This is a genomic window from Rugamonas sp. FW305-51 (genome assembly GCF_058786935.1).
On sequence record NZ_JBYSZG010000005.1, the window covers coordinates 196,283 to 219,004 of the forward strand.

The 22,722-nt window shown below is 53.0% G+C and carries 17 protein-coding genes; 6 read left to right on the forward strand and 11 right to left on the reverse strand.

The window, feature by feature from the left end; all coding sequences use genetic code 11:
* Position 1: 1 nt before the first annotated feature.
* The 5 genes from AC3WOS_RS06060 to avs3a all read right to left on the reverse strand — a co-directional run bounded on the left by AC3WOS_RS06060 (position 2) and on the right by avs3a (position 11,659).
* A complete protein-coding gene (locus AC3WOS_RS06060) occupies positions 2-859 on the reverse strand; it encodes a hypothetical protein (RefSeq protein ID WP_492714964.1) in 858 nt (285 codons plus the stop codon).
* Between the two features lie 164 nt (positions 860-1,023).
* A complete protein-coding gene (locus AC3WOS_RS06065; RefSeq protein ID WP_492714966.1) occupies positions 1,024-1,491 on the reverse strand; it encodes a helix-turn-helix domain-containing protein in 468 nt (155 codons plus the stop codon).
* Between the two features lie 982 nt (positions 1,492-2,473).
* On the reverse strand, positions 2,474-4,042 hold the full coding sequence (locus AC3WOS_RS06070; RefSeq protein WP_492714967.1) for a recombinase family protein: 1,569 nt from the start codon (positions 4,040-4,042) through the stop codon (positions 2,474-2,476).
* 593 nt (positions 4,043-4,635) lie between these two features.
* Entirely contained in the window at positions 4,636-5,331 is a 696-nt protein-coding gene (gene avs3b / locus AC3WOS_RS06075) for an AVAST type 3 anti-phage protein Avs3b (RefSeq protein WP_492714968.1), read from the reverse strand.
* Positions 5,297-11,659: an AVAST type 3 anti-phage nuclease/ATPase Avs3a gene (avs3a, locus tag AC3WOS_RS06080; protein WP_492714969.1), complete on the reverse strand. Its 6,363-nt coding sequence runs from the start codon at positions 11,657-11,659 to the stop codon at positions 5,297-5,299. The genes avs3b and avs3a overlap by 35 nt, the downstream gene beginning before the upstream one ends.
* 546 nt (positions 11,660-12,205) lie before the next feature.
* On the opposite strand from avs3a, the gene AC3WOS_RS06085 reads away from it, so the two are divergent.
* The 5 genes from AC3WOS_RS06085 (at position 12,206) to AC3WOS_RS06105 (ending at position 15,893) form a co-directional block, all read left to right on the forward strand.
* Complete coding sequence (locus AC3WOS_RS06085; protein ID WP_492714970.1) at positions 12,206-12,694, forward strand: hypothetical protein; 489 nt, start codon at positions 12,206-12,208, stop codon at positions 12,692-12,694.
* 110 nt (positions 12,695-12,804) lie between these two features.
* Positions 12,805-13,095, forward strand: coding sequence for an H-NS histone family protein (locus AC3WOS_RS06090; RefSeq protein ID WP_492714971.1), 291 nt, complete (start codon positions 12,805-12,807; stop codon positions 13,093-13,095).
* A gap of 188 nt (positions 13,096-13,283) precedes the next feature.
* The gene (locus AC3WOS_RS06095; RefSeq protein ID WP_492714988.1) at positions 13,284-13,475 is read left to right on the forward strand and encodes a helix-turn-helix transcriptional regulator; all 192 of its coding nucleotides are present in this window, start codon (positions 13,284-13,286) and stop codon (positions 13,473-13,475) included.
* A 1,411-nt stretch (positions 13,476-14,886) separates the two neighbouring features.
* Complete coding sequence (locus AC3WOS_RS06100) at positions 14,887-15,159, forward strand: helix-turn-helix domain-containing protein (protein WP_492714972.1); 273 nt, start codon at positions 14,887-14,889, stop codon at positions 15,157-15,159.
* 209 nt (positions 15,160-15,368) lie between these two features.
* Positions 15,369-15,893 (forward strand): hypothetical protein, encoded by a 525-nt coding sequence (locus AC3WOS_RS06105; RefSeq protein WP_492714973.1) that lies wholly within the window; start codon positions 15,369-15,371, stop codon positions 15,891-15,893.
* 128 nt (positions 15,894-16,021) lie between these two features.
* Here the strand turns inward: AC3WOS_RS06105 and AC3WOS_RS06110 are convergent, their stop codons facing one another.
* Together AC3WOS_RS06110 and AC3WOS_RS06115 are read right to left on the reverse strand one after the other, a co-directional pair.
* Positions 16,022-16,579 carry a Mu transposase domain-containing protein gene (locus AC3WOS_RS06110; RefSeq protein WP_492714989.1) on the reverse strand — a complete coding sequence of 186 codons (558 nt, stop codon included), beginning with the start codon at positions 16,577-16,579 and terminating at the stop codon, positions 16,022-16,024.
* A gap of 610 nt (positions 16,580-17,189) precedes the next feature.
* Positions 17,190-18,038, reverse strand: a complete 849-nt coding sequence (locus AC3WOS_RS06115; protein ID WP_492714974.1) for a hypothetical protein — start codon at positions 18,036-18,038, stop codon at positions 17,190-17,192.
* Between the two features lie 1,181 nt (positions 18,039-19,219).
* On the opposite strand from AC3WOS_RS06115, the gene AC3WOS_RS06120 reads away from it, so the two are divergent.
* Complete coding sequence (locus tag AC3WOS_RS06120) at positions 19,220-19,483, forward strand: XRE family transcriptional regulator (protein WP_492714975.1); 264 nt, start codon at positions 19,220-19,222, stop codon at positions 19,481-19,483.
* A 215-nt stretch (positions 19,484-19,698) separates the two neighbouring features.
* On the opposite strand, the gene AC3WOS_RS06125 is transcribed toward AC3WOS_RS06120, so the two are convergent.
* The 4 genes from AC3WOS_RS06125 to AC3WOS_RS06140 form a co-directional block, all read right to left on the reverse strand.
* On the reverse strand, positions 19,699-20,481 hold the full coding sequence (locus AC3WOS_RS06125) for a nucleotidyltransferase family protein (RefSeq protein WP_492714976.1): 783 nt from the start codon (positions 20,479-20,481) through the stop codon (positions 19,699-19,701).
* On the reverse strand, positions 20,474-20,848 hold the full coding sequence (locus tag AC3WOS_RS06130) for a hypothetical protein (protein ID WP_492714977.1): 375 nt from the start codon (positions 20,846-20,848) through the stop codon (positions 20,474-20,476). The genes AC3WOS_RS06125 and AC3WOS_RS06130 overlap by 8 nt, the downstream gene beginning before the upstream one ends.
* 533 nt (positions 20,849-21,381) lie before the next feature.
* Entirely contained in the window at positions 21,382-21,825 is a 444-nt protein-coding gene (locus AC3WOS_RS06135; RefSeq protein WP_492714978.1) for a hypothetical protein, read from the reverse strand.
* Positions 21,826-22,206: 381 nt separating this feature from the next.
* Positions 22,207-22,722 (reverse strand): RNA-dependent RNA polymerase family protein (locus AC3WOS_RS06140; protein WP_492714979.1); only part of this gene is annotated, 516 nt, incomplete at its 5' end.

A 22,722-nucleotide genomic window follows, 5' to 3' on the forward strand; every position in this document is an offset into this window, starting at 1 on the left:
GTCACACTCCCCAGTAGAATCCCTCCAGCGCTCGCCACCAATCATCGATGTGGTTCTCGCACCCAAGGAAGAGCGCGTCGTAATCTTCAAACGGGTTAAGGCTTAACGGACTATCCGGTGCAAGGGCCGCTGTGATTGGGAAAAATACTTCCCCTTGCCACGCCGCCGCAAAGAGCAAGTCTGAGTTGAATCCGGCCCGGAAGAAATCCTGATAGTGTGGATTTGAGGCGCCCTTAATCCACGCCAAGGCGTCTTGAATGTCCGTGTCTTTTAGCAACCTCTCCCGGCGCGCGTTTTCGGCCAACCGCATTTTGCTCAAATTTTCACGCACATATCTTGTAAGGGGGCGTTTATCAGTCCACAACAAATAGGTCATACCGAACTCTTGAAAGCGCGCCCGCAGCACTTCGATACGTCGGTGCACCTCTCGAGTCAAAAATCTGTTCGACTTCGTTTCGATTACGACGAGTTTGCGAGATGGCCCCGCTTCCACCAAAAAATCCGGATAGATTTCGAATCCGAACTCGAGCTGACTTGTCTTAAATGGCTGTGGTTTTATGCGTCCAACGTGCCCTAGTTGGTGGAGATGCTCTAGTACCCGTAAGTTCTCCGACTCATTGCCGCCTTGTACGCCATATCTTTGTCGGGGTTCGTCGTCCCCTGGTTCACCAAGGGCGTCCGAGTTCTTGAGGTGGTACTGAGTCGGCCTTGAAGGCCCTTTGAGTTTGCGCGCGGGGGGAGTGGAGAAGACAACATCAGCCCACTCGGGTGTACCCATACTCCCGGGCGGCCGGTTGGCCGTTGACAATGGCTCGGCCGAGATATCACCAGCGCGCGCTGATAGGTGTAGGTTTTGCATAAGGCCCTTCCTTCCGCACCGACGCGGAACGTTTTTTTAGATAAAAAGCGGCCCTTGACCTGCGGGCGGAAGATAGCTACTCTAAGATTTCCTAGTTCTTAGTGGGTAGCAATTCCACAACCAACAAGCGGCGGGCTTCAGAGATGGGGTTCGTCGCTTTTTCTTTACATAGCTATCGCCTCCTCTATCGCTTTGTACACCTGCTGCATTTGACCAGGCGTTGAGTTGTACGCCTTTTCAGCAAGGCAGCAAACTATCTTCGCCCATGGTCCAGGTGCCACTCCAAGGAGGTTGACGACACGCTCGGCATGAGCCAAGGACTGCAGCTTCTCAGTAAGCGTTCGAGATAAATTCAACGCCACGCATAGCCTTGCGACGGTGCGCGAAGGTGGCGGTAAGCATTTTGAATTTTCTACTCGGCTGTAGTACCCCCTAGTTAAACCACTGCGACGAGCCAACTCTGCAGGCGTTACGCCCGCCGCTTCGCGACGTTGGTATAACTCTGCGCCAAAGCGATGCGAAAGGGAGACGTGACCGTTCATATCGCGTCCAGCGCAATCAAGAATTTCCAACGCATCCGCAGTGCCGCCGGTGGTCAGTGTTCTCTCTTTCTCTGCAGACAAAGTTCGCATGAACAAGTCTCCCAATTTTGTGAAGTGTGTAAACTTTACAAAATTCGAGACCGATTGCCAAGAACTTTTTTTGAAATTTATCCTTTTAAATCATGCACTTACATATTGCGGATTACTTATTCCACGGTATACTGCTTTGGCTGATTCCTTGGTATACGCCGGGTGTTGGATGAAAGTATTAGTGGAAATTTCGCGAGCTTGGCCGGGCCTGAGTAACCAAGGCGGGGCTTGCGCAGTAAGGGGAATGATGATGCTGAGACCGACATAGTTGCTTATTAAACAATTGCAAGGAAGAGTGATTTACCACCAATTGTGCACAGCACGGCGCTATACCTTTGCTACCCTGCACTTACAACGAAATGGCTGCTTCGTCGAGCATATCGCCGGCCAAATCCTCAGCTTTGCTGAATACGTTTCCCGGAATCACATGCGTCGTCCTTCACTCAGCCTGCATACTCATCAGGCTGGTTGAATCAGCACGAGCCCACTGCATTCCCGGCGGCCCTGCTGAAATCATTCCCCATGGGGTTCTATTCAAGCCCACAGCTCATCCGGTACGCCCGAGGACATTAGGTAGAGGGTTCCCCCGTCGATATGTGCATTAGCGGCTGGGAGTCCTCTTTAGAGACTTTAGGAGGTAGTCTGCAGCCCGCGATAGGAGCGCCACTTCTCCTTATCAATTCCAGAGTCAGAAACAATCCTCTTTAGATGCCCAAGGTCACGGCCAAATAGGAAGTGTCGGCAGTTGGCCGCCAGGAGATTATTTAGCGCTCGAATCTCGTTCCTGCTGACAGTGCGCTCAGCGAAGGACGTACCACGGTCTTGCATAAGAAGAGCACAACTTTGTACGGCAGAGTTTTATCCACTGCAGGAGTAGTAGGCCAACGCCATATCGCCTTGAGGGGTGCCCCGGTCCGGCTAGCAATGTGGTGGTTGTAGATAGCAACTATCTCTGAGACGCCTGAAATTTTGGTTGAGCGAATCATTTCTCGCTCGAGGCTACTTGCAGCCCCCCGTCCTCCGCTGGTAAGCCAAAGAATGTTGCCAGTCTGTCCGACGAAAAAGGCAAGAACGAGCTAATGGACCTCTCGCTGAATGCTACGTTCCCTCCCGAAAATACATCCGCGCTAAGTAGGAAATACCGAACGACCTCCCGATTTGTCTTATCCAATTGAGCCGCCATTACAAAGTCTGCTCCCTCGGCCATGGTGGCCGGCAATCGCCAACGATAGTAGTTATGCGGCATTTCGTGGCCGCAGCGGATAACACGCACTGACAGTGTCAGCATGTCATTGACGCGCAACGTGTACGGTACGCTGCTTCGTTCGGTGCTGCCCCCAGCGGCGGCAACCAGGGATTCGATTTGCGACACAATATTTGCCCTCAAGGAGTAAGCATGCGCACGGGTCTCCAGGAAAGAGTTATCGGGCTTGTTGGGAATTCCTGCCTGCACATAAGCATCGAAAAGAGTGCCAAAGTGACGTGCCACTAGCTTGGCTGTCGGAGCCGCCGGGCACTGGTCTATCAACGTACTGGATATTCGGCCGTGTTCGCAATAGACGCTTCGAAGGATATCGAGTAGCTCCGCCTTCGAATGACGGCGATAGCGCCGCGAGCGCTCTCGCTGGGCAGCTCTAAAGAGTTCCTCCGGCACTATCGACGGGAAGGCGCCGTCACACCGAACCCACTCGTCTAATGGGTTCTTCACCGCCTGGCGTTTGAGTTTGTATGACCTCCTATTGAACACGAGGTTCCCGAGGTACTTCTCATTCTTAAGCATTCCTCTAATAATGTCAGAGGTCCAGGGGCCACCGCGCTCCGAGGGGATGCACTGCTGATTCAAAACAGCGGCAATTTTCCGGTCGCCAATCCCGTCGACATACCATTGAAAGATTTGATTCACTACCGCGACCTCGAGCGGCGGCCCTGGGATGAGCACAACCCTATGGCTCTGAACAGCCTTCCACTGGCCGTTGGCTAATTCACCAATTACCTGACCACGTTCGTCCAGAAGGCGTCGCCGCAAACCGTAACCCGCGGGCCCGCCAGTTTTGTATCCAAGCTTAACCATCCGACATTGAGCGGCGAAAACCTTGGCCGAAAGCTCTCGACTAAAATCGGCAGCAGCGACGCGCTTGAGCACTTTGAAGATGGCGGCATACGGCGACCCGTCGTTCTCAAACATCTCAGCGCAATAGGCAACGCTAACGCCATTGATGCGGCAGAGGTGTTCGTAATATGCACTCTCATCGATATCCTGAAACCGGCCCCATCTGCTGACGTCATAGACCAGAATGACTTTGAAATCATGGCCTCGCTGGACGTCATCTATGAGCCGGGACAAGCCGGGCCTGCCGCTCTTAGTCAACCCACTTTTGCCAGCATCTTCATAGATGGAGACGACTTCAAGGTTTCTCGCTGCGGCATACTTCTCGATAGCATCCATTTGATTGGCAGTCGAATACACCTGCCTCTCCGTGGACATCCGCACGTACGCAGCCGCACGAATTGGCATTAGGCTTGACGCGGCGGTCGCATGGTCGTAGCTCATTGCATTCTCCTTCCGCAGGAAAACACTGGTACTTTTGGGACAATTTCTCACGCTGAGACGTCAGAAACTCTACCGCAATTTCGAGTGGAATCGAATGCTCTTGCAGAAAAGCAGCAGCAAAAAAAACACCATGAGTCTGCACGAAGTCGTGGCCTACGAAGCACTTCAAGAGGTCTGTCGGTTTCATGAACCGACTATATGTTCCGGCTGAGGACACGCATTGATTTTGGTCAAACGCGGTTGTTAGAGGCACAGCAGCTTGCAAAGCATGGTTCAAAACTCCCATGGAGGTTCGCGAGGACTTGCGCGACAACATCCATAAGGACTACCTAGCTCCGCTCATCTTTCATGGCGAATCCGTAGCTGCGGGGCACCATTCGCGAAGCAACGGTTCGGCGCACGTGAGGTGGTCTGAACTACGCTTAAGCGTGTATGAAGGTCACCTTCGAGGAGGAGGTCGGCGCAGTCAACGTTATATATTGGCATTAGTGGAACAGTTTCCGAGGGAGGTATTGGGCGCACAGCTGTTAGGTGCTTAAGGGGTATGGCAGTCTGAGAATATGTATGGCATCGCGGCAGTTCCAGCGGCCTCATCATTCATCATCAGATTCAGCGTCAGTCACTTCATCGGGCGGCAAATTGTGCATTTCTCTCAGGTATGCGGCATGAGAAGCTGCTAGAGACGCAAATTGCTCCAGCTTATTTATCTTGTTCTCCAATATTTCACGGGATAATTTCGCATCATCGGAGGAACGGTCAAGGCCACCGTCAATAAAGTTGATGATGCGGACTTCAAGCGTCACATCCGCTTCCGCATCGACAGCGCTCCGTATCCAAGGCTTCGATTCTTCCGAGGCCTGCTCAGCCGCTGCGGCCAAAAAGTACTGCACCAAAATCCGCGACGCGTCGTCAAGTTTCACCGCGAGGCCAAGCAACTTCGCAACGTCATTTTCAACTTCAACGTCTGCCGGCGGCTCGTACATAGAGCGAAATCGCGGGCCGTTGGTGGTATCAAGTGAGTCAAGCGTCCGCAGGAGTGGCTCTAACTTCCTCAAGGGGCGGAGTCGAGGTGGCAGACTGTACCTCTGCGCCCATAGCTGAAAGACCAATTCAGCACACGAGTTTTGTGCCGTGACTCTGTCCTCAGGAGGGGCAGCCTCGGCGTTGTGGATACGTTCAGCAAGCAGGTGCGCCATCCACTGAGTAAGTTCGTCGTCTCCAAGCTTCAGCTGTGCGATAAGCCGCTTGCCGAGTTCAATCACTGCTCTTGAGCGTTCTAGCGATTCCATCTTCTTCAATTAGGTAGTAGCGGTTGTAGGGGGACACATACGAGCTATGGTCATCGTTATCTGAACTATAGCGCGGGCCCCGTCGGCGCAGCCTGAGACCAACGACGAGGAAGTGCCCAGGATTGGCGGCGAGGAGCTCCTTCAAAAAAGCTCTGTCAGCACTCAAGCGGGTACCTGGAATTGTTTCCTCTTCGCGACCGTAACCACTCGATTGGGTCCATGTCTCACTTCGCATGAGCGCACCGTTCTTGGTCACCCACCTACGCCCATCGTCCACGGAGCGTAAGCCCATCGTTGAGATGGTGGCGGCGTTCGGCTCATCGCCGGGAACACGTACGCGCTCACCCCAAGGGTCGTATTCGTCAACACCAGATGATTCACCTTGGTCAGACTTCCACCGACGTAGCCTAAATTGAGCACTCAGGTTAATCACCGATGTCGGCTCAGGAGCTTCACCATTTGACCTCGTGGCCGCGTCTTCATCCGGCATCGCTTGGTCTTCCTCGAATCGGAAGAAGTAGCCTCGGGGGTCCGAGGATGTTTGCGCCGCGCAGAGAAATGCCGCCGCAGAGAGTCTTGGCACCAACGCACTGTTCACCGAAATGGTCTCTACGGAGTCATTTATACCACTTGTCCAGTCCCCAGCTACTACCTGCAGCCCCTCGTCGGTCTCCATAAGACTATCGAGATGGTCAGTGGTTATCTGCCAGCGCCATTCTTTGTCGCCGTATCTCTCCGGAGCAGGAGGATTCTTGGTAAGTTGAGGGTCGCGTCTATCCGCCGCCCACTTGCCGTCCTTGCGCGTAAGAAGGCGATATTCAATCCACTCGTCAAAGTCATTTTCGATGCTGTAGGTCGCCTTGCCAACCGGGTTGGTTTTAAGCAGCTTCGCAGCCACTATCATCAGTGCATGATACGCACTGTACGCCGCAAGGTCTTCAACGCGGGGCATGGTTCCATGTGAGTGGCTGGTCTGCTCGTGTGCAAATACGCCATGCGTGTAGCGCGCGTCGTGATTACGCATGGTGGTAATACCCCCCATATACTCGCGGATGGCTTGGACGGCGCGTCTAGCAATTCCGCGTGGCGAGATTCCGAAGACTCGGCCTAGAGGAGTAAACCAATATGGGCCAATGTCCAATCCAAAGTGGTATTCATCCACGACCTCGTCAGTCGAGTCGCCGGATGCCTCGGACTCTATCTCAGGTTCTCTATAGGAAGCATGCTCGACGAGTGGCAATTCAGTTGCGTTGATTTTCTCAGGGTCGCCCAGCGTGGTTACCTCACCCAAAAGTTCAGGAAGTTCGCGCAAAGCGCTGGCTGCGAAATGACGCAGGAGCACGTGCTCTTCCTTAGCTGACGTTAAGAGAAATTCGCCAAAGAGGAATACCATGTCACGCTGCTCAGCAGCACACCGAGCTAGCGCAATGTTGAGCCACAGACGAGAATGCCATTCATAAAAGGCAAACCGCTTATCAACGAAAGCGCCCGGTTTGCTCACGACAGCCACTTTGGCGAGTGCAGACAGTACCGGGACCCAACCAAGCTCGATGGTCGCCCGCACGGCGTGTGCAGCCTCCCAGCGCACAGACGCACTAGGTGAGCCTAGTGCGGCCCACAGATAACCAGCCACCGCGCCCTCGCAGCTATCCTCCGGCTTCATGACATCGCTCCAGGGACCGTCGCCGTCTTGGGGACGCATGTCCATCTCGTGAAGTGACAGCCCAAAGTGCAACGCGTCGTCGGCCTCGTCGCTCGTTAAAAGATGAGACAGCGATTCCAGCATTTGAAAGAGCTCCCCAGAGTTAAGCGTCGAGACTTTGACAAGAAACCCTTCAAGCGTTACTTCCACAATCTGGTCATCGGTAACAATGCCTTCGCTGATGAGCTCGCGGTATGGAAACGAGCTTCCCCACCTCCGTCTCCTGGCCCACTCGGGGCTTCTTCTACATACGGCTAGCGCTACGCTTGCCAGTGCCTTGCGTAGAGCAACCGGCTTCATACTTTGCTGCCCGAGCACATCTAAGAGATGCCTTAATTCATAGTTCCCAAAATCCGGCCACTGCGCAACGGCTAGACAGAACTCGGCGGCACCGCCCAAGCCACATCGCTGCAGCGCCTCTGTGTAGAACTCAAAAATCTGGTAAGGCGGGTCGAAATTTTTCAGTAGCAAGTAAGCGCTGCGAAGCTCCACTGAGCTCGTTAGGTCTACTCCGTTGAATAGAACATTCCAATCGGGGTCGTTGCGCTTCACCGACATCTGCGGCGCGTTCTGCCTTACAGAATTCCCGCTATCACTCTTCGGTTGCCTCGCTGCAGCGAGAAGCCTGTCAAGGTCGGAATCCACGAAGTCGCAAGCGCGTGCCAGCGTTGAAACTCCCTCGAGGTCGCTCTCGGAAGGCGAGCTGAACTTAAAATAGCGATAGCCAACACCGAGAATTTTGCGCTGAACATCCTTGGCAGACTCGTGTTCAAGAGCTTTCGCCAGGTCCTCTGCCCGTGACCACTTGTCGCCAATCGGGCAAAGCGCAATTGGCGCTATGGGCGGTAACAGGCCGCGCTTCACTGAGCGGTCGACAGCGATTTTCAAAAGTTTGTCTGCGTATCCAAGCTTCCGGTCTCGCCAACGGCTCAGAGTTGCTATCGTGGAAGCTGGGCATAAGCTCAATAATCCATCGATGGTGTGGTTCCAGTCGAAATGTTTGTCTCTTTCAACATAATCGTAAGCTAGCTCTGCGCCTCGTGCTAGCCTGTAGGCAGACTTTGGTCGGACTGAGCTGTTGTTTCCGCTTGCCTCGGCGAGGCAAAGGAGCGCCCCCCAGCGGTCCGAGTTCTCCTCCCCGATGCGGCTTGAAATCTCTACCGCCCGCTCGAAATAGGAGCGGGCCTCCGCTTTACTTGTCGGGAAAATGGCGCGCGCAAGATTTTGGTAGGACTCGACTCTAGATTCAGCGCGTTCGCGGTGATTTTCTATAGCTTCGTAGGTCCGAACAGACACTTCGAGCGCAATACTCTCGAGGGCTTTTTTGCGGGCTGCCAGGCGACAGATAGCTGTCATGGCAGCGGTCCCGAAAGCGTCCGCTTTCTCTTTAAACCAGTTCAGAAATGCGGCAAGGGTTTTGGTGTCCGATACCGACGCATCACCTATCGCTCGTATCCATTCCAGTGCCGCGATTTGCTCTAAGTTGAAGACATTGTAGTAATCTTTAGACCTAGCAGCTTTCGTTGCATTGAGCGCCTCCTGGGTGGCCGCATTAAACTCTGGCGGAATCTTTCCACACGCAATCTCCGCGGTCAGGCGGAACCAAGCCAAGACACCTCCCGTAGACCTTTCAAACGCTTCGGCTTCGGAGCTTCTGCTGTGATGGTTCGGTTTCTTCTCCAGTTCTTCACGGATTTCTTTTGGGGCTAAATCAATAAGCACAAGTTGCCTGCCCAATAAAGCGGCCTCTAGACAATACGCCCTCAGTATCGCCGGCCGGTCCGAACCGTGACGCGCCGTCAATTCTATGGGTGGATGTTCTGGCAGATAGCGACGTATGACCTTCGCCCATGTCGCGTCATCACGAGGCAGCGCTCGTAGTGCCTGTAAAACAGCGGATGCGACACCGTTAATCACGCTCCAGTTGGAAGTCGAACTATCCGGGTCATGAAGTTGAATTCGGCGGCTAGCCAGTGCTCTCATGAGAGTCTCAACCGGCTTGACCGGAAGAGTGTGACCACCCTTGCACGCTTCGACGGCCAATCCCAGCATTAGCCAAATATCGCGCGCTCCGTGTTCCGCCAACTGGTCAAGCAATTCATATCGTCCAAGGTCAACAAGGCGACGCGCCAAGATACCGCCTGCGGTCATCGAGAGCGGCCTTGGACTCCACCCGCTGAGAAATCTGACTGCGTCTTGCGGTCCTTCCGCTAGCAACTTAGCCATCGCCAGTTCGGCTATGTCGCTAGTTTCGACTCGCTCGTTCGATTCTTCACGCTCTTCCTGGGTCATGCCTGCCCACGAATATAGCCAATCTATCGCCATCCTTAAGTGGCTTCGCGCTTCAGAAAGGAATTCCACTCGCCCCGCCAGCAAGGCAGCTTCATAGGCGTGATGAGCACCTGTCCAAGTTCCCCGGAATGCGCGCCGAGACACCAGTTCGTCGATACGGTCGGAAGAAAGAAGCGCAGACGCGATGTCGGTGTTTCCCTGTATTAGGTCATTCTGGCGCGCGACGCCGGCGAGTTCACCGGCTAATTTGAGCGCAAGTTTTGCCGCCGAAGCGTAGCGTTTCTCTTGTAGGCAAGCCTTCAACGCAAAGGTCAGGCGCTGCACCTCCACATCACGACGTTCGAGTGGGTTCGCTGCGGGCAGACCTTCGGAAGATAGAGCCAATTCGACCAGCTCATCCATTCGCCCCGCTGCCAGCAGCAGTTGGGGAATGGCCGATGCGACATAAGAGCTAGAGGCTGTTAGGGGCTTCAATCGATGCAAAAAAGTAGCCAGCCTTTCCTTTTCAGGCTGGAAGTTCTGCCGGAACCAAGTTTCTGAAGGCTCATCTAAGAAGTGAAGACTTCCACCTTTCACCAGCAGCGGTCGTCCCAAATCATAGGCGAAGCTCTTTACTGCGCTTTCAGTCGTGCCTGAAATCTCAGCAAGAACTGCAATTGGAACCAACGGCCGCAGCACGGCTAAGCCTTCGCAGATTAGTCCAATCTGTTCAGCTTCGACATGGCCTTCTCGAAACTTCAGCTTCTCGACCGCTTGCGCCAGCAGGTCGGCGATAGCCCGCTCAACTGTCGATGGTGAAGGCCCTAACGCCTTCAACATGTCCTTTAATGGCAGCTTACGACTCAAAGCCACCGCCTGAACTCGCGGATTGGAACTGCTTAAAAATCCGAAATCGGAGATATCGCTATCGGTAGCGTCTGGATAGAAATTCTTTAGATGTTTAGCTGTCTCCTCGCGGCTGAATGGGCGAAGTTCAACAAGAATCGCATCGGGTGGTGCCTGCAAATGGTCTCGCCGATGGGTCCGGCAGGTGAACACAAGCTTCACACCATCCGGCATCACCGTACGAATGAGGTCGGGCACGAAGGCCGGGTCATCGAACTCTCTAGCTGCCATAACCGCGTTGTCCGCAGCATCGACTATCAAGAAAAGGTTGGCAAGGGGAGTTTTGGCTCGAAGTAAGGTGACAGCCTGAGCCAGTCTTGCCACAAATGCGCGCATGTACTGCTTGCTATCCGTTCCCCGAACTGGAATCAACGGATGACACAACCCCTGAGCGGCAAGCTCGTTTGCTATTTGCGGAAGCGCGTCCTTTTCTCGGTGTCGGTAATGTTGCGCGCTCCTGTAAAGCCCATCGCCAAAGCAATCGTAGAGAACCGCGACGGAACCTTCGGGGGCAGACTTGGAAAGCTGCCACACGAGGATTGACTTCCCGACGCCACCTTCTGCATGCAGGATGACAGGGTGAGTCGCGGACTCCAGAATAGCGCGAATTTCTCCCTCCTGCTCCCGCGGAAGTGCGCCGTCAGCAGGGCCGGCAATCAAGCACAGCGCTGGCAAAAGGTCCGCCTCATCAGTCTCGAGCGCACGGAGTACATCAGGACGACGAATAGATGGATTCGAAGCTTGCTCAGACGTAGCCTTCCTCGTCACCAACTCCTTGAGCTGAAGCGGAGCACCGGAATCAGTCTCGACCAGGTATGTTCTTACATCCTTGAACAGTAGATTGCGCTGATTCCAGAGGTCAGGTTCCCCTGGTTCAACTGTGAAGAGCTTGAAGAAATTTGCCGTCTCACTCTCGAGTCCCTTCACATATCCGAGCAGAGTATTCGCAACTGAAGGGTGTCGCGTAGTTTTCCCAGCGGCGAGGTCCTCTAGCGCTTCAATCACTTTTTCATCGATGGGACGGTTGGTCGTGAAGGTGAAGCGCAAGGTATCCTTGAGTTCATCCCACGTGAACGCCTCGCGCAGCTTCGCAAAACGGTCTGCAAAGCCTTTAAGCGTGTTGCTCAGCCCGCTGGCAGTCCACGGGTCGCGCGCACGCTTCGTTGAATGCTTCAACTGCACATAGCGAATGAGGCGCGCGTCCTTCAATCTCTCGCTACCAAAGTAGAAACCTACATCGATAAGCTCATCGCCTTCGTTGGCAGAGCCCGGCCCCTCGAGAGCCGATGCGCCCTCAATGGAAATGGCAACTAAGTCGCTAACGCCCGGCAATAGCGATAGGCAGTGGCGCGCGGCCCAATGGTAGTGGAACTGGTCGCCATCTCTGCTCGTTCGCACCAAGTCCGAGTCGGTGGTTACAGCACCGGCGGTAGTAGCTTTCGAGTTCATGAAGCTTCGGAATTCCGCAGCTGCGTACCGTCACCTTCTAATAACTCGGCCGGGCCAATAATAAGCATAAGTGCATTCGTGAAAGTTGCATAAACCAGAGTCACAACACGAGCGAGCTCTGTTTTGTGTTGACTATCGTACAAAGGTAACATTCGGACTGTAGAATCATGCTTTATTTACACAACTTCATATTGCCACGTTGGACGCATTTCAGATAGTCCTCTGCGGAATAAGTAGCCATCTGTTAAGGGGCAATTTGCGCTATGCAGCTATGACTTGGTTTGCGGACATTCCACCCACTCTGGCTTGCGGACTTTTGGTGTCGAGGTCGCAGGTCTTTGGCATCGGCGAGCAATGACTAGCGCGACGCAAGCTCTCGCTCCTGGTCACCGCCCTTGATGTGGCAATCCTGCGGCCGGAGCGCTACGATGTTTGGCTCAGTTTTAAGAATCCTGAGTTTGCGCGCACGCATAGAGCTGTACCCTGCTAATGAATTGAGCGCACAGCCGGTGCTGGCCAATTCAACCACCTAGAGGAAACCAATTTATGGTGCAACCTTTTCCCCAAATGCTGTTACCACAAGCGTTGACTTACGAGTTTCTGGGAACATTTGCGCGCTGTGAATATGCACTCAAAGGCTCAGGTTTCACAAAAAGCAAAACGACCTCAGTAGAGGCAAACTGGGATACTTTTGCTACAGCTATCGATTGGCACTTGTGGCGTGTAACCGACGAGGCCTTCAAGCAAGCCGTACATTTTCTATTAAGCGAGCCTCCGCGAAAGCAGGTCCTTCGGAATGGAAGGGTCGACTGGAAAGACTCTCCACCAGACCCAAACCTCCCCAAAGCGCAGCAGGTGCTCCTGATGGTTCGCCGAATTAGGAACAACCTGTTTCATGGCGCGAAAGTGTGGTCACCAGAGTATGGCAATCGTGCCCGCGACATCAAGCTGGTTGAAGCCGGATTGCTCGTTCTCAAGCACTGCAGTTCACTCAACCGAGAAGTACAGATGGCCTACGAGATTGGGGCCTTCTAATCCTCTCGCCCAAACGGCCGTCTACTGATTCCTCTTTTGGATTCCCACTGGTCTTCGGTTCCTGATGATGATAGATTGCCAGCATTACAGTCCAACCTTGGAAATCACGCATGAGTACATACGCCGAAATCAAAGCCCAAATTGCGGAGCTGGAAAACAAGGCAAAAGAGGTGCGCCTATCGGAAATTGCGTCGGCAAAAGCACAAATTGCTGAAATCATGCGGACCTACGGCCTTACCACTAGTGACATCGGCAACATCGCAAAGCCGACAATATCGAAGGTCCGCCAGCCAGTTCCAGCAAAATATCGTGATACGGCAACCGGTGAAACCTGGACGGGCCGCGGCCGCGCCCCTCGATGGTTGGCGGGTAAAAACAAAGACGACTTCCTTATCAAGTAACTGCCTAGACTAGATGATGTGATTGGGGTTAAAGCCCTCCCGCGTAGTTGCAACGTTTCAATCATAGTTGCTTTATTATTACAATATCGACGCCATGCCACATAAATTTGCCATCAACGGCATCTGTATCCAATATATGTGGCATGACGAAGAAATCACTCCCGAGATTTCCCCAGGTGGTAAAGCAAATGGAGGCGCTTGGGGAGCGTATTCGGCTTGCCAGGAAGCGAAGGGAACTCACCTCTCTGCTGTTCGCTGAACGCATTAACGTCTCACGCGAAACGGTTCGGCACCTAGAAAAGGGGGGCCACACTATTGCCATCGATACCAAGCCTGCGGGTCCGCCAGTTTTATTCCCGCGCTTGACCATCCTGCATTGAGCAGCAAATACCTTGCTCGATAGCTCATGGCTATACTTGGCCGCAGCGACGCGCTTGAGCGCTTTGAAGATGGAGGCGTAAGGCGACCCGCCGTTCTTAAACATTGGTTATCCGGATTTTCGTGTGGACTACCAAAGGATTCCACTCTACTGGCAAGCACCATAGATAGGTCGCTATATAGCATAAAGTCTCATCTATGGTTCAATCTCGTGGCCAGTGCCGTTCATAGATAGGACGTTATGCCCTATAATGACCTATCTATAACGGAGAAAATAATGCCAAAGAAGCTCTCCAAGCCTGAAGCCTGGCCAACCCTCGTGCAGGAGCGACTTACTGCATGGGGTCAGTGTATCCATACACAGCGCTTACGACAGCGTATCGCTGCCGCTGATTTGTCTGCCCGAGTGGGCATCTCACGAACGACGCTATTACGGCTCGAAAAAGGGGACCCAGGTGCATGTGCAGGAGCATATTTGACAGCACTTCTTGCGCTAGGCATCGTCGACCAGGCGGCACCAGCGCTGCCTACCGCGCTTTGGCAAGGTGACTTCGGTCAGCGCGTCAAGTTGAGCCTGCCGGAGAAGGGAGCTGACGATGAGTATTTCTAGTACCGATAGCTTTCCACACGTTAATCCGGATAGCCTAAACATTTCAGCGCAGTAGGCGCCCTTGACGCCATTGATGCGGCACAGGTGCTCGTAATACGCACTTCCATCGGTATCCTGAAACCGCCGCCATCGGCTAACGTCATAGACCAGAATCACAGTGAAATCAAGTGGTCGCTGGATGTCATCTATCAACTTGGATAGGCCCGGCCGACCGCTTTTGGTTTACCCACTATTGCCAGCATCTTCATAGACGAAGACGACCTAAAGGTTCCTCGCTGCGGCATACTTCTTTATGGCATCCACTTGATTGGTCATGGAGTACACCTGTTTCTCAGTGAACATCCTTACCTTCGCAGCCGCGCGAAATCGACATTGGATGTTGCTCGACGGTCGCTTTGTCGTAGCTCACTGCTTTCGTCTTCCACGGGAAAGCACCGGTACTTTAGGGACAATTTCTCACGCTGGGACGTCAGAAACTCTATCGCAATTTCGAGTGGAATCGCATGCTCCTGCAGAAAAGCAGCAGCAAAAAACACGCCATGGGTCCGCACCAGGTCGTGTGCTACGAAGCACTTCAGGAGGTCTGTCGGTCTCATGAAACTACTGTATCGGCCGGCCGAAGGCACGTATTGATTTCAGTCAAACGCGCCGCCAAAGCCCGAAGAAACCGGCAGAATTGCCATTCTGGAGCCTTGCGCAAGGCGAATAAATGCCACATTAAATTGGCATAATTGTTGTTTTGGCCTAATATATGTGGCATGCCAAAAAAAACGTTGCCTATTTTCCCGAGTGCCGAGAGACAGATGAAAGCTCTGGGTGAGAGGCTGCGCCTAGCGCGCCGGCGCCGGGAGATTCCCGCTGCGCTGTTTGCAGAACGTGTCGGCGTGTCGCGCGAAACCATCCGCCGGTTGGAAAACGGTGACCATACAATTGCAATGGGAACCTATCTCCGTGCGCTGCGGGTGCTAGGGTTAGACCGTGACCTCGATGAGGTTGCTAAGGACGACGTCCTGGGCCGGAAGTTGCAGGACATCGCTCTCCTTCGACAAAACACGCAAAGTAAAAGCGGGACGTGATGAGCCAACTGCGCTCCTCCCTCGTAGCGCTCTTGGTGCAACCCCACGGAATTGGTGAGATGACTACCCGCGCGAATCACTGGTTATCATCGGTTTTGAAACCTATCAGAATAGTTACCTCGTGATACCGTGACCGGACTTCGGTCTAAGCGCGATTTATTCCCTGCGTCCGACACTATACTTCTGTCCCTAAGCAGCCTTCAACCAACATGCTCGAACTGACAGAAGAACAAATAGCAGGACGCGAGTTGCGCGCCGCGGCATACCACGAGGCCGGCCACAAATCGATGTGCCGGCGCTTCGGCGGCGACGGTGACGCCGTCGTCTGGAAAAACCCTAGTAGAAAACCAGACGAAAGGGCATGGCTTGGGCAGTTTCGGATGCGAGTCTGCCCCCAGGCAATGCACGACAGCTATAAGAGAGCCGGACTTCCCTCCACCGAACTACCTACAAACTGGAAAGCCCTGCTCGGCATGGCCGGCGCCGTGGCAGAGGAAATCATGACCGGCCACAACGACTCTGTGGAACTCATAACAGAGGAGTTAGCCCACAGGACTACGTACGGAGCCATGTCATCGACTGACCTAGCGCAAATGGGCATCACTGATATCTTCGAGTTCGAGTTGGACGTGGACGAAGTAGCGCAGGCTTGGCTCTATCTCAAAGAGGACTGGCCATCCATTCGAGAGGAGGCCGAATACCTCATCGCAGAGGCGTCGAGACTAGATGGCTGAGGACTCTCCCATGTAAGGATAGTGCGTCTCGTCGTAAATGCCCTGTCGAAGGACAAGAGCATTGTCATATGGCTGCGGACGCGGCCATCAAGAGCAGACAATATCAGCTACTTGGGACAGCTGGCACGTTAATTAGAATTCGAGTTTTGCTCAAACGCAGCTAGTGCCGCCGTGGCTTGAGATATTGAAATGCTCTGTACTGCCGCCGTTACGCGCGGAACGTTGTAGGACACCGGCCGATTTGGTTTCAGGGCGTGCACACAGGTCGCGTCCACGCACGCGACGCCGCATTTTGCAGCAGCGACAGCAAGCCCATGAAACTTCATAGGCTTGCTGGGGATGCCGTCTCTGGCCCAGCAGTCGTTCGATTTATACCGGGCCGCGCGGCCCACGTCGGCGGCCAGCATCGTGAGCGTGTCGGAGTTCCAGCTGGCCACTTCGCGGTGCACCGCCAGCATGTGCGCCGTTATCGTCGTGTGACGGCCCTTGAAGGCGCACAGCGCCTGGCTGACATTGCGCTGGCCTCGCTGAAAGATTTCAACCATTGCGCACGTCACGCGCACATCGACCTCGGCGCGCGCGTGCTGGCATGGCACCGAGTAGTAATGCCCAACGATATCGACATGGTAGTGGACGCTGGTCTGCCCCACCGCCCAGTCGGCGTATTCGTAGTGGCGTTCCGGCAGCGCGCATGGCCGGCAGGTCCATCTCGGCGAAGGCGCTGCCGCTGCAGCCGGACCGTTTCTTGAAGGGCCGCAGTTTCAGGTTGAGCAACAAGGCACGCAGCGCCCTGTTGAGCTCATTAAGGTTGAAAAAGGCGCTGGCGCCTCAGCCACGCCAGCACTCAGTGCGTGACCACCAGCACGCCGTTCTCCACTTGAAGAACGAAGTCTGCCGCAATCCGGAACGGAGTCAGCCAGAAAAGAAGCTGGCGGCATGAGTTGACGCGGCACCTTTATTGACAAACAATGAAATGGAGAGGTGGGATGATGAGCGAAGCACCCGGCGAAACGATAGGGTGGGAACGCGAGCTGACAGGAGTTTACGACGCCGGCTCAGCTCAGTATGGCGGAAACGCGGCCCAGCCTTGATTGGATACCACCGGGGCCGTTGCGTCTTCCCCGTGGACTTGCCGCAGCGTGGCAAAGTCGCTTACCGCAGCCCCGGCTTCAACTTAGAATACTGACTACCGGGTTCCCTGATTGAGAGGAGTTTTCCTTAAAGTTGTGAATTACTGTGGCTCAGTACCCTGAATCTGCTCTATCCCTCCCTCCATCGACGAACACTCAACCATCTTCAATCGGAGTAACGCCCGAATTTGAAGTACCTCATGATGTAGTCGGTCGTGGCTAATCTGAATTCGACCATTTTGTCTCTATCGGGAAGCAGGTCGAAGGCTCGTTCGTCTAGGAATGTCTTAATTCCCTTAGGCCCGTCAACTTCTGGCCTTGAGTTATTGAGTGCCCCCTTATAGGTTTCAGGAGATATTCCGCTGTTCAGGGCAAATGCCTTCGAATTTTCATTTCCCATCGAGGCTCCCTCAATGTCTTCGAGTATCAGCTGCCAAATCACATCTCTGTCATCGATTGCAGTACACACACTATGGGCGCAGCGGTGGGCAGAAATCTGCGTTTGGGAGAGCTGAATGTCATCAGGCGAAATTTGCTCGGACGGCTCTCCAAAGGCACCGTGTGCCCAGTCAAATACCGGTTCCATGTTACTCAGTGACTGGATTGCTGGCCCGAAACCTTGGGCTGCGGCTTTCTTATACCAGTATTCCGCCTTCTTGAGATTCTCATACCCTTCGGCATTCATGGTGCCATCGGGCGTCCGGGAAATGGAGACGTAGTGCTTAGCCAGGTTTTGCTGTGCAGTGACCTCACCCTTTTGTGCAGCAAGCTCCGTGTACAAGACGTATTCGCCAATGACACTTTGCGGAACGGAGTCTCTTCCCTTCATTTCGATTGCACTATGCAACATCGTAGACAGGAAAAGCGCCGCATCCGCGCTGCCAGCCTGTGCTGCTTGCCTGATAAATTCTCCAGCTTGCACTGGGCTTTCTACCTTCAAAAGTTTCTCAATATCCTTTGTGGTTGTTTTTGAAATATCAGTTGGCCGCGCTTTTCGCTTGAAAAACTCAAACATCCCTTTGCCCCTTTTATCTTATTGTGCCGATTATCGGCTTATGACCTGATTTACCCCATTACGGTGAGAGTACCATACCGATACTGCAGGCCCAACACGTGCGTATAGGTAAAACCAGTGCCACATAAGCTCTACTGCACACCGCTGTTAATGATTCTTAATATTTCGATTCTATCAAAATAAACTTGCGGGGTTGGAAATATCTAAGAAACTGTGGTTGCCGGTTGAGCGAAATTGACGCGCAAGACGCATTTAGAACCGGCCGCCAGGGCACAGGATATGCGCGGTCTCGAACGGTTGGCGGAGCTATCCGCAGGTCTTATTCCGGTCGACTTGCTGTGGGCGCGACATGACATCGTTCCCGTAGCCTGTCCATTATCCATCCCTGTTCCTCCACAGTGAACGTCCACTTGCCTTCTGCAGCTTTGTTTATCAGCCCGAGGCGAATTCGTTCTAGGTTTTTCTCGTCGCCCCACTCAGGGTGTTCGCACTTTTTACGCTGAAAATAGGTGACCAGCCGGCCAACCAAGTCCTCGGCAACCTCGTATCGGTGGAGAAGCTCCTCTGGCGAACGCTGAGGAGGGCCGTACATCCCGTTAGCTCGCTTAATCAGAAGAAGCTTTGGTTGCGCCCCGCCGATGGAACCTGGGCTGCGGCCGGTCGGAAAATCCGGATGTATAGTGGGTTTCACATCTTCAGGAAAATTTGGCATGGTTCAACGACAGGCTAAGGTTAGCGTTTCGATGAAAGTTCCTCACTGAGCACCTTCTTTACCCAAACAGCGCTTACCGCCCGCTGGTGCTCGTGTCGCGGGCCGAGGTGAAAGCAGACGCGCCTCGGAAACCTGCTCTCCAAGCCCACGATAACGGGTAGGTTTGCGCCGGTCAATGCACTTGAGGGGCACGTTGGCAAATTGAAAATTAGGCGGTATACGGATTGTTGGTGTTGTGCGACGTTGGTGCTTGACGCATGGGCATCCCGGATTGAGAAGCGGGCGCGCGTGGAGCTGTGCCCAGAAAGGTGCGTTGAGACGGAGGCAATCGCCAACGCCTGCAGGCACCTATTAGGGGGAGGCTATCTACACCAGCCCAACATACATCAGCAATTATCCGTATTTCGGATATCTTGCATTTATCCGTTATCCAGATAAAATATATTTATCTGGATAACGGATACTCCCCATGCCGCTCCCTCTTTCGTCGCTCCTTATCCTCACCTCTCATCAGCTCGGTACGCAGCTCGTTTTGTCGCGCAAACAGGCCAAGCTGACGCAGTCCGACATCGCAATACGGCTCGCGCTCAGTCAGAATCGCGTGTCTCATTTGGAACGCCACCCGGACGAATTCAGTGTCGCGCAGCTGCTCGCCTACTGCTCTGCCGTCGGACTAGAGATACGGCTGGCAGAGCGGGATAAGTGGAAGGTAGAAAGCACCTCAGAGTGGTAGTGCCGAGCACTCTCCCTTAGCGTCAAATCATATCACCCAAAAGCTAAAGAGTAGACTTACCACGGGTTTGGAACTGCGACAGGGCGACCACGTGCTCGCTTATGTCGTACATGGATAGCCGCGGTCCGGCAGCTTAAAAGTAACCCGAATCCAATTAGCAGTTTTGGCTTGCTGTCCAGTCCGCCACATTTTCCATGCAAATATTCTTGGAGCGCCTATTTCAGGGAATCTTTCAGGTACTCGAGTTCGCACTCGGCAAGATGAAGTAAGTGTCCAAGGGAGACCATTCTTGAAGCTGCACTTCCATGCCCCCACTGCACATCTTCGCCAACGCGTACCTTTTCATACAGTTTATGCGACAAATGGCGCCATACTGCGCTGAGGCGAGAATACACTTGCACTTCTACTCTAACCCCGTCGCAATATTGAACATCCAAATGGAATGCAAAGTACCCGTTTTGCATCTTGCTCTCCTCCTGCAGCTGGACTGACTGGATGTCAGAATACAGACTTGAGTCAAGTTGCAATTCCTTGGCTAAGTCTTGCCACATACTGAAAGACTTGGAGAAGTCCCTTGCATAAGAGAATGTCGATGTTACGACCGACGTGCGAATCAAGTCACCAATCTCGCTCCGCAGCGTCTTTGATGTTACATAGCTCCCTACTACTCTACCTTTGTTTTTGCGCCACAGTTTGTCCAAGACTGAATCGACATTCTTAAATAATTTATCGTAATCATCAGACCGCATTGCCGCTTCAAGTAAGAATTCTGTTTTTGAGTCAGATATGTCTAGGCCGCGAAGTTTTTGTGCAAGTTGAAGAAAGCTGTTTATCCTCGACATAAGTTCAGCGAGTTTATGCAGTCGGTCTTTCTGCGAGCCTTTCAGTTCGGTTAGTGCCGCTTCAACTCCTTGGACAATGTCACCATCAGGTTCGACATGCTTGTTATGCCAATCTGCGTACAAGCTCTTCTCGTATAACTGCGGGAAGTCAGCCACGATGGCCCTCCAAGTAGAGCAACCGAGCGACTCGCTCCGCTAAACCTTTTACTTCGATGCTGCAGTAGCTTAGTTGGAAGGCTTCAGCCACGGAGTATGCAAGGTGCGCTTTCTGCGAGTCATAGAGTTCGAGATAGTAAGTCAGGCCCGTAAATACCATAATTTCCTGACCAGTCCATCTATCTTTTTCCCCAAGACTCTGAGCCATCCATTCAAAACGCATCTGTGCACCTCCTAGCGCGCTTGCCAGTTGAGTTGAGTTGCCGTCGTATTTTGAGAGAATCTCATCCCAGAGCTTGTACCCGTTCCTATAGAGGCTAAAAACTCCTGCGTCCCCACGCCGCAGCTTGTCGAAGGTGTAGAACATATCTTTCCCAAAATTAAAAATGAAAAACTGGCTAACTTCCAGGCTAAGGCATCGCAGTACACTGGTCACGACCTTCAGAAGCTTACACAACATGTTCCAGATTGGCAAAGTCGATAATAAACAGGTAAGCGGAGAGATGCTGGCAATCGCTAGAATGCTGGTCAACCAGCAGCGACTACTGCACACCAAGTTGAGCCAAGTGGAGCTAGCACAGCAAGCGAACGGGGCCTGGGTTACCAAATTTGAAGGATTCAAAATCATCCTCCACCCTGAGACAAGCAGCTATGGAGCATTTACCTGCGAGTTATAGAAATTGATTTCAGCCCCGCCTGCGGCCCGGCAAGTGGGCTTGGACGCGACATGTGCTCAGACTACCGCAGCCAAAATTCGCAAAGCGCCATGAAGGAGGCTTGTCACATCGCAGTGACTATGGGAAGGTTCGAACCCATCTGACAATCGCCGCCAGGTCAAGTCTGAGCCACTTCACTGAGCTCCACGTCGAGCTCACTCGGGTCACTCAATGCTGAGATTCCCTATACATCAGCGCATTCATCATCATAATGTTCAAGTCCACTTCCGTCATCAGACCACTGGCACAGTTGGTCATACTCGAAGGTGTATTCGACGTTTTCTTGAGTTACCTGGGCCGCTACGCACAATGACATGTGCTCAAGAATAGACTTACGTTCTTGAAGATACCGTGCAGCCGTCTCCCAACACCGCACTCGTATCGCATTTTTCTGTTCAATTTCATTTTGCATGGACATGGTACCGGCGTTGACGATACCCCGAACGATATGAGTCAGTTCTTCAATCTTTCCCTTGTCATCCGCGCCATACTCGTCAAGAAGCTTTTCGCATCTCGCTGATGAGGCATCGCTATCAAAGAGCAATTGAGCTGCAACTCCGGAAAGCAAAATCGAGATTCTGTTTTCAGCATATATCTTCATTGATTCAGTTGATGTCAAGTCATGCATGGGGTAAGTTGCTGCACTTCCGAGGTGGCCAAATCCGTACCTATTGGAGAGGACTTTTATCCTTATCCCTCCTCGCTTAAATTGGAGATGGCCCGCCACAAGCCAGTGCCCCAACTCATGTCGAATGACATGCATTTTGTATTCGTTAAACGCCACAGTTCCCCCTACGGAAATGACTTGATGATTACGAGCACGCGTATGCGTGTCCGTTAGATTGAATAGCGTTTGATACGCCTGGTTCTTAGAGTTCGAAAATATCTCAACGTCCGCTTCCGACTAGAACGGTCAAGATGAACTCCAACTCATATGACATTCTAGGTTGGGTCAGTCTACGCCTTTTCAGATGAGAGACGCCCGCAAACTAGGCTGTGTCATTTCAAGCTATTCACCTGGCCAAGGCAATGCATCAAACTCCTTTCGGACTTCTGCAGCGTAGGTCTCATCTACCGTTTTGGCAAAATTGATTAGTCCCAGCAGATGTCTATAAAGTCCTCCAACCGAGTCAAACTCTCGCCGAATTACATGGTTTTGAATTCCAAGTTTCCACAAGTAATAAAGATGCAGGCGAATGTTGTCTTTGAACTCTTTGGTCAGGTTCGGAAGCGCTCCATCGACTAGCAGGCCTAGTACAATTTTTTTCGCACCTGGTGGGGCCACACGAGTCTTTTGCCTATTTAGGTAAAGCCCTACTTGCTTCAGAACACTTGCAGTGTCTTCTATTAGCGCGTTCGCCCGCTCGCGATTATATGCACCTTCCGTTGAGAAAGTAATATCGTCACTATATCGCGTGTAACGAAGATTGTGGCAGGTGGCTAGCTTCCGGTGCGCGTCAAGATAGTTGTCGCATAAGTCCGGTTTTAGAATGCGTCGATTCTGTCCTTTCCTCAGCAGGTTATG

Coding starts and splice junctions, on each gene's coding strand:
- AC3WOS_RS06060 (WP_492714964.1), bottom strand. CDS start 859: ATGCAAAACCTACACCTATCAGCGCGCGCTGGTGATATCTCGGCCGAG.
- AC3WOS_RS06065 (WP_492714966.1), bottom strand. CDS start 1,491: ATGCGAACTTTGTCTGCAGAGAAAGAGAGAACACTGACCACCGGCGGC.
- AC3WOS_RS06070 (WP_492714967.1), bottom strand. CDS start 4,042: ATGAGCTACGACCATGCGACCGCCGCGTCAAGCCTAATGCCAATTCGT.
- avs3b (WP_492714968.1), bottom strand. CDS start 5,331: ATGGAATCGCTAGAACGCTCAAGAGCAGTGATTGAACTCGGCAAGCGG.
- avs3a (WP_492714969.1), bottom strand. CDS start 11,659: ATGAACTCGAAAGCTACTACCGCCGGTGCTGTAACCACCGACTCGGAC.
- AC3WOS_RS06085 (WP_492714970.1), top strand. CDS start 12,206: ATGGTGCAACCTTTTCCCCAAATGCTGTTACCACAAGCGTTGACTTAC.
- AC3WOS_RS06090 (WP_492714971.1), top strand. CDS start 12,805: ATGAGTACATACGCCGAAATCAAAGCCCAAATTGCGGAGCTGGAAAAC.
- AC3WOS_RS06095 (WP_492714988.1), top strand. CDS start 13,284: ATGGAGGCGCTTGGGGAGCGTATTCGGCTTGCCAGGAAGCGAAGGGAA.
- AC3WOS_RS06100 (WP_492714972.1), top strand. CDS start 14,887: ATGAAAGCTCTGGGTGAGAGGCTGCGCCTAGCGCGCCGGCGCCGGGAG.
- AC3WOS_RS06105 (WP_492714973.1), top strand. CDS start 15,369: ATGCTCGAACTGACAGAAGAACAAATAGCAGGACGCGAGTTGCGCGCC.
- AC3WOS_RS06115 (WP_492714974.1), bottom strand. CDS start 18,038: ATGTTTGAGTTTTTCAAGCGAAAAGCGCGGCCAACTGATATTTCAAAA.
- AC3WOS_RS06120 (WP_492714975.1), top strand. CDS start 19,220: ATGCCGCTCCCTCTTTCGTCGCTCCTTATCCTCACCTCTCATCAGCTC.
- AC3WOS_RS06130 (WP_492714977.1), bottom strand. CDS start 20,848: ATGTTCTACACCTTCGACAAGCTGCGGCGTGGGGACGCAGGAGTTTTT.
- AC3WOS_RS06135 (WP_492714978.1), bottom strand. CDS start 21,825: ATGCATGACTTGACATCAACTGAATCAATGAAGATATATGCTGAAAAC.